1 protein-coding gene is annotated in these 1,440 nt (G+C 72.2%); it reads left to right on the top strand.

All coding sequences use genetic code 11. From position 1 onward, the window contains the following. Window positions 1-116 precede the first annotated feature (116 nt). On the top strand, window positions 117-1,196 hold the full coding sequence (locus E1281_RS39635) for a DUF3616 domain-containing protein (RefSeq protein ID WP_131884808.1): 1,080 nt from the start codon (window positions 117-119) through the stop codon (window positions 1,194-1,196). The last annotated feature ends 244 nt before the right edge of the window (window positions 1,197-1,440 follow it).

Here is a 1,440-nt window from a genome sequence, read left to right as displayed (position 1 = left end):
GCACGGCCTCGTGTTCCGCAGGCCGCCGCGCCTGGACGTCGTCTGGGACGCCTGACGGCCGGTTGCGGACCGTTCCACCGAAGCGGCCGCCCTCCCCCGTATGGGACCATCCCCCAATGGATGTCGAGCGCCGAATCGAGTTGCACTTCGCGGAGGAAAGCCGCGACGCCGAGACGCACACCAACCTGTCCGCCGTGCGCCAGGACGGCCGCTGCCTCTGGGTGGCCGGCGACGAGACGGCCACCGTCGAACGGCTGACCGCCCTCGCCGGCGAGGACGGGCGCGTCACCGGCTACGGCGGGCAGCTGACCGTGCGGCTCGCCGACCTCGTCCCGCTCCCCGCGGGCGCCGACCAGGAGGCCGACATCGAGGGGCTGGCCCGCGGCGACGGCTGGCTCTGGGCGATCGGCTCGCACAGCCTCAAGCGCAAGAAGATCAAGCCGGAGCACGGCGGCCGCAAGTCCCGCAAGCGGCTCGCCACGGTCGTGCGCGAGGACAACCGCTTCATCCTGGCCCGGCTGCCCCTCGTCGACGGCGAGGACGGACTGCCGGAGATCGTCGCCGCGGACGGGGACCGCACCGCGGCCGTGCTCGGGATGGACAAGGACTCCATCACCGACCTGTTGGAGGACGACCCGCACCTGGCGCCGTTCCTGGCGATCCCGAGCAAGGACAACGGCATCGACATCGAGGGCGTCGCGGCCCACGGCGACCGCCTCTACGTCGGCCTGCGCGGACCGGTCCTGCGGGGCTGGGCGGTCCTCATCGAGATCCGCCCGGACACCGACCCGGGTGATCCGCGGCGCCTGCGGCTGCTCCCCGTGGGGGACGACGGCGCGCTCTACCGCACCCACTTCATGGACCTCGGCGGCCTCGGCATCCGGGACCTGTGCCCGCACGGCGACGACCTGCTCGTCCTCACCGGCCCGAGCATGGACCTGGACGGGCCGGTGCGGGTCGTGCGGTGGCGGAACGCGGCCACGGCCGACGCGCCCGAGATCGTCACGTCCGCCGAGCTGGAGGTGCTGGGCGACCTCCCCTACGGCGAGGGCGACGACCACGCCGAGGGGATCGCCGTCCTGGACGAGCCGAACGGAGCGGGATTCCGCCTCCTGGTCGTCTACGACAGCCCGGCCGCCGGCCGGCTCACGGCGGGCGGCGGCGTCATCGCCGACGTCGTGAACGTGGCCGGCTGAGCGCGTCCACACCACCCGAATAAGCGCTCGCTTGCACTCTCTGCTTGGATGGTGGCGATTCACCCGGCAGGAAGGCGAGAACGAGCATGATCGAGTGGTCCGACGAAGATCTGATGATCCGGGACGCGGTGCGCGGCTGGATCGACGCGGAGCTCCGGCCGAACCTGGACGCGCTGGAGTCGGGCGATCTTCCGCCGTACGACCTGCTCCGCGGCCTCTACAAGACGTTCGGGCTGGACGAGAT

Origin of the sequence: Actinomadura sp. KC345 (assembly GCF_004348515.1) — a bacterium.
In the GTDB taxonomy this organism is placed as follows: Bacteria; Actinomycetota; Actinomycetes; order Streptosporangiales; family Streptosporangiaceae; genus Spirillospora.
Note: the sequence above shows the minus strand (reverse complement) of the source record. Positions and strands in the feature narration are given on the sequence as shown.

Excerpts from the sequence above, each read along its gene's own strand:
- E1281_RS39635 (WP_131884808.1), top strand. The coding sequence starts at position 117 with ATGGATGTCGAGCGCCGAATCGAGTTGCACTTCGCGGAGGAAAGCCGC.